A 5,271-nucleotide genomic window follows, 5' to 3' on the forward strand; every position below is an offset into this window, starting at 1 on the left:
GCTTCTTTGCAGCAGGCTTCTTGGCGGGCGCCTTCTTCGCCGGGGCCTTCTTGGCGGGAGCCTTTTCCTCGGCCTCTGTGGCGTCCTCAGCCTTGTCGTCGGCCTTCTTGGCGGCCGGCTTCTTGGCGGCCGGTTTCTTCGCAGGAGCCTTCTTCGCCGGGGCCTTCTTGGCAGGAGCCTCAGGTTCGGCGGCCTCCTCGGCCTTCTCCTCGACGACCTCGGCCTCAACGACCGCGGTGTCCTCTTCTGCGGCGACGGGCTCGTCGGTTGCGGCAGCGGCAGCCATAGCGCCAGCCTCAACGTCCTCGTCTACGCCCTCGTTCTCGTCGATGACGGACTTGACGTCGATTGCCTCGCCGTCCTGGTCAACAACCTTGACCTCGCGGAGCGAAAGGATCAGAGCCTTGTTGCGGGTGAGCTCACCGGCAAAAGCGGAGACCTGGTTGGTCTGGGCTGCTGCCTGGATGAACTGGTTCGGCTCGATGTCGTACATCTGGGCCTGCTGGACCATGAACTCGAGGAGCTCGTCCTGGCCGATCTCGACCTCGAGCTTCTCGACAATGGCGTCAAGAATCATCTGATCGCGGAACTGCTTCTCGGTATCCTCGCGAATCTCGTCACCGTGCGGGTCGCCAACTTCCTTACCCTCTGCCTCAAGGTGACGCTTGATCTCTGCGTCGATGATGCGGGAAGGGACGGGAACGTCAAGCTGCTTGTTGAGCTCCTCAAGGAGGAGGTCACGAGCTGCGTAAACGGTGTCGGTGAGCTTCGTCTTCTCGACGGAGGCACGCAGGTCGGCCTTGAACTCGTCGATCGTGTCGAACTCGGAAGCGAGCTGAGCGAAGTCGTCATCAGCCTCGGGGAGCTCCGACTCCTTGACCGACTGAACGGTCACGGTAACGTCGGCCTCTTCGCCCTCGTGGTCACCACCGGCAAGGGTGGACTTGAAGGTCGTGGTCTCGTCGGCCTGGAGCCCCTCGAGGGCTTCGTCGATGCCTTCGAGGAGCTTGCCGGAGCCGAGCTGGTAGGAGATACCGGAAACGGAGTCGACAACCTCGTCGCCAATCTTGGCTTCCATGTCGATCGACACGTAGTCGTTGGCCTGGACGGGACGCTCAACGGACTTGAGGGTAGCGAAGCGCTCCCTCATCTCCGTCAGGCTGGCGTCGACGTCCTCATCGGTGACAACCGGCTTGTCGGTGGTCAGGGTGATGGTGGACAGGTCGGGGAGGTTGATCTCCGGGCGGGTGTCGACGCTGATCTCCACGACGAGAGTGCCGCCGGGCGCACCTTCCATGTTCGGCCACGTGGTGATGTCGACCTCGGGCTGACCGATCGGGTCCAGCTCGTTCTCAACAATCGCCTGCTGGTAGTAGCCGTCGAGGGAGTCATTGACTGCCTGCTCGATGATGGCGGGGCGGCCAATGTGGCTCTCGAGGACGCGCGTCGGGACCTTGCCGCGACGGAAGCCAGGGATGTTGACCTGCTGGCTCAGCTTCTTTGCCGCGGCGTCCACGGCCGGCTTCAGCTCGTCGTACTCGACATCCACGCTGATCTTGACGCGGGTCGGTTCGAGCTGTTCAACGTTGCTCTTCACGAAAGTTACTCCAGTCATTGACGGTGTGGCAGGCTGCCACCTCACGTTTCACCTGCATTTACTGCAGACATACCGGGTTATTCTACGACACAGAAGCCGTCAATTCCCACTGTCTGGCCCCACAGGTTGCCTATCCCACTCTCAAAACAGCCGCAATCCGGGATTACGTCCAGCAACGATCCAGGAAACGATCACGGATGGCCCGATAGCTCGTTCACGGACCGTTAGGGCAGCGGTTCCGCACTGCACGTGGGAGTACACGCGAGACTAACTGGCGTTCCTTCTCCGCGACTGACCGCGGCTTGATCCCTATATCTCCGAAGGACTGGGCTCCCATATCTCCGAAGGGTCAAGCTCCCAGTTCTTCTAAGGGTTGAGCTCCTAGATCTCCGAAGGATCAAGCTCAAGGTCATCCTCGTCCCAGGCCACGTTGTGGGCTGCTGGAAGGACGTCCTTTGGTGCTGCCGGGTCCTTTGCGTCGCGGACCGTGCCATCGTCGTCAACACCAAGGGCAACCTGCCCTCCCGCTGGGTGGCGTTTCTTTTCTGCTTGGGAGATCGGAATGGCTGCAGCGATAAGCGGGAGGATGAGAACGGAGGCGGCACCCGCCAGGACAATGCTTGAGGAAATCTCGTTCGTCATCGCTCCAGCATCCTCGGCAATCGAGGTGACGGCCACGATGATCGGTAGCGCTGTCGAGGAGTAGAGGGCTGTCACGACCCTGTCCCCCATTGTCAGATTCAGTTCGTGACGGAACGTCTGTGCAAAGGTTCCAAGGAAGACGGGGATGCCGCGGACGAGAATGAAAAGGATGAGGAAAACAACCCAGATGATGGGCTCTTCGAGCGCGGCAGCGATATCGATGTGCATACCGGACGTAATAAAGAACACCGGGATGAAGAAACCGTAGGCCAAACCGTCAAGCTTTTTCTCTAGCTCTTGCCTGCCCTGCGGGAGGGCCTGGCGAACAATGAAGCCCGCAGCGAATGCACCGAGAACAATATCGAGTTCAAGGACGGTGGCAAGCGTAATGAGTCCTACGAGAAGAACAACGGTTCCGCGAACGGTTGTCTGGGCTGTCGACTCGGCTCCCATGTGCAGGAACCTCAGGACAACGCCACCGGCCCTGCGAGCTCGGGTCGGCACCAGACCGATGATGATCGTGACAACGATGAAGAGAATGACGATAAGGAGCGAAAGCCATTCGCTTCGCACCGACAGCAGCACCGCCATAGCCAGAATCGGGCCGATCTCGCCGACAGCGCCGTGAGTCATGACGCTCTTACCGATCGGGGTTTCGAGAACACCCCGCTCTTTCAGCAACGGGAACATGGTGCCGATAGCCGTGGAGGTCATGACGATCGCAATCGCCGCACCCTCCATGCCTAACGGTGGAAGCTCAAAGATGAGATAAGTAACTCCGAAAGCAAGGATCAAAGAGAACACCCAAGTGAAACTTGCCACTACTCCGCCGCGAGCTTTGAACTCTTTGATGTCGATCTCATAGCCCGCAAGCAGGAACAGGAAGCCAAGCCCTAGCTCCGCGATTAGCTCGATCGACGCACTCTCCGACGCTATCGATAGCGCGTGAGGGCCGATGAGAACACCGAGGAAGAGGAGAACCACAACCTCGGGCAGGGCCTTCTTGGGGACCATTTTGCTGATGATTGGGGCGGCCAAAGCCGCCAAAACAATGAAGAACAGGGAAGTGATGATGTCGACGTTCACCCGTTATTACCTCCGGGTCGTGTATTCGATCGGCCAACCTATCAGAAAACAGCTCTGATATTCACTGGTCGGGGTGACAGGACTCGAACCTGCGACCTTCCGCTCCCAAAGCGGACGCGCTACCAACTGTGCTACACCCCGTCTCCGCTTAGCGGGACGAACTCATCTTAGTGGGTCGCTTCGGCCGATTGGAAATCGAGGCCAGAATCTTGATACTCTCTAAGCCGTGCGGGTGTAGCTCAATGGTAGAGCCTCTGCCTTCCAAGCAGATAGTGCGAGTTCGATTCTCGTCACCCGCTCCGCACAATCCCCGGCATCACGCCGGGGATTCTCTTTTCCCGCCACCACTCAGACAGGCTCCCCCGCTACTCCACCCACGTGGGCTCAAACTCGACACTTAACCCACAGTTGCTACCTGCAAGAGCAGTGACTGGAGTAGTTAGAGTCCCGGTGACCGATATTGGGCGCGCTTACCTTGCCGATCGAAGGCAACCGCCTCCCGAGCGGCCTGGGCGGACACCCCGGGGTAATAGTTCGCAACTTCCTCAGGCCTGATCTCGCCTGTCGCCACTAACGACGCAATGGTCAAGTACGGTATCCGCGTCTCGGCGATGGTCGGCATCCCTCCCATGCGGCGAGCATCGACCTCAATGCTTGGCAAGGGTTGTCGAAAATTTACGACATGGTCACCGTGAGAGTTAAGCAACTCCTTTGACAGTTCATCGAAGGAGACACTCATCGATTCAAGACTCGCATCGGCAAGATCGACGGAGTACTCACTCTCATGGCTTTCCACCCAAATTGAGACTCCGTCGGATCCGAACCAGTACGTAGAAGGGCGTTCCATTGTGCCAAGAACGATCAGATCCATGAATTCACTACCGACCTTCTGCAACGACACCTCGTGTCGAAGCCATGCAATGTAGCGGAGCACTACGAGGTCACGGAACGAGTAGAGCGGAACTCTGGACTCGCGCACTTCGGGAACGACCAGGCCTTTACTTGCCCAGCTCCGGAGCTCATTTATCGTCACCCCGGTAAGCACGGATGCCAGTTGACGGGAAAACATAAGCCCACCTCCGGTCCCCTACAGAACACAGCGTAGCTAGGCCCTCCCAAGGATCACATTCGGACCGCGCCTCGTCAGGCTTTCGGAAGACGGAGGCGCTCACGCGGTGAACTTGCGAGATGCCGATGCCAGGTCATGCACCAAGGATAGCCATCTCTCCCCCTAGGGGAGGTGATCCATTGCCTCACAGGGAATCGATCCGGGTTGCGCACGGTGGATGTCCATCGCCAACCTACCAATCAGAGTCGTGAGCGTCTTCCTGTCCGCTTCGCCTAGGCCCGCAAGCAGATCGGACTCCATGTGGGCGACGCGCTCCTCGTATTTTTCTAGAAGCTCCCTCCCCTTGTCAGTTGCGACGATCTTGCGTGCCCGGCGATCTGAGGGTGCTGGGATCCTTTCGACGACGTCAGCTTTGACTAGGTCATCAATAAGGTAGGTCAGGACGGTTCGGTCAATGGCCAGATGTGCCCCGAGGGCCTGTTGGCTGGGCGGGTCGCGGTGAATGACCGCGGAAACAATCTGGAAGCCGCGAATACCCGAGGGCATGCCCTCGACAGCGACTTCAAAGAGGGACTGGTAGCCACGCAAGACCATGCCAAGGTTCCATCCGAGTTCCCCGGGTGGAGTACTTTCAAGATCTATTCCATGTGTCGCGGCTTTTGTCATGCTGACCATCTTACGCAAAATTAATCTGTTGCATAGATGATCTTTCAACTATATAGTCTGTGGAGCAACATATTTTTGTTGGTGGCAGGAATTCGCTTCACCACAGATCTTCTCTATCGAGGGACTGCGATAGAAGAGATTACCTCTGCCACCGGCAGAGCCTTGAGAGGTCCTCTCTCCTGGCCCGACGAATAGGACTTTGCATTGACTA

4 protein-coding genes and 2 tRNA genes are annotated in these 5,271 nt (G+C 58.3%); 1 reads left to right on the forward strand and 5 read right to left on the reverse strand.

Annotated features, from left to right (window positions below; genetic code table 11):
- The 3 genes from tig to ACTHUY_RS10350 all read right to left on the reverse strand — a co-directional run.
- Nucleotides 1–1,597: trigger factor (gene tig, locus ACTHUY_RS10340; RefSeq protein WP_441678683.1), on the reverse strand; the 1,597-nt coding region annotated here is incomplete at its 3' end.
- A gap of 381 nt (nt 1,598–1,978) precedes the next feature.
- Nucleotides 1,979–3,325: a cation:proton antiporter gene (locus ACTHUY_RS10345; protein ID WP_441654122.1), complete on the reverse strand. Its 1,347-nt coding sequence runs from the start codon at nt 3,323–3,325 to the stop codon at nt 1,979–1,981.
- A 65-nt stretch (nt 3,326–3,390) separates the two neighbouring features.
- Nucleotides 3,391–3,466: transfer RNA gene (locus tag ACTHUY_RS10350), tRNA-Pro, on the reverse strand.
- A gap of 87 nt (nt 3,467–3,553) precedes the next feature.
- Here ACTHUY_RS10350 and ACTHUY_RS10355 point away from each other — a divergent pair.
- Nucleotides 3,554–3,624 (forward strand) — tRNA-Gly (locus ACTHUY_RS10355).
- Between the two features lie 140 nt (nt 3,625–3,764).
- On the opposite strand, the gene ACTHUY_RS10360 is transcribed toward ACTHUY_RS10355, so the two are convergent.
- Both ACTHUY_RS10360 and ACTHUY_RS10365 read right to left on the reverse strand, forming a co-directional pair.
- Complete coding sequence (locus ACTHUY_RS10360; protein ID WP_441675340.1) at nt 3,765–4,394, reverse strand: DUF433 domain-containing protein; 630 nt, start codon at nt 4,392–4,394, stop codon at nt 3,765–3,767.
- A 162-nt stretch (nt 4,395–4,556) separates the two neighbouring features.
- The gene (locus ACTHUY_RS10365) at nt 4,557–5,060 is read right to left on the reverse strand and encodes a MarR family winged helix-turn-helix transcriptional regulator (RefSeq protein ID WP_441654124.1); all 504 of its coding nucleotides are present in this window, start codon (nt 5,058–5,060) and stop codon (nt 4,557–4,559) included.
- Between the last annotated feature and the right edge of the window lie 211 nt (nt 5,061–5,271).

The organism is Flaviflexus sp. (assembly GCF_052087705.1).
GTDB classification, from domain to species: domain Bacteria; phylum Actinomycetota; class Actinomycetes; order Actinomycetales; family Actinomycetaceae; genus Flaviflexus; species Flaviflexus ciconiae.

Coding starts and splice junctions, on each gene's coding strand:
- ACTHUY_RS10365 (WP_441654124.1), bottom strand. CDS start 5,060: ATGACAAAAGCCGCGACACATGGAATAGATCTTGAAAGTACTCCACCC.
- ACTHUY_RS10360 (WP_441675340.1), bottom strand. CDS start 4,394: ATGTTTTCCCGTCAACTGGCATCCGTGCTTACCGGGGTGACGATAAAT.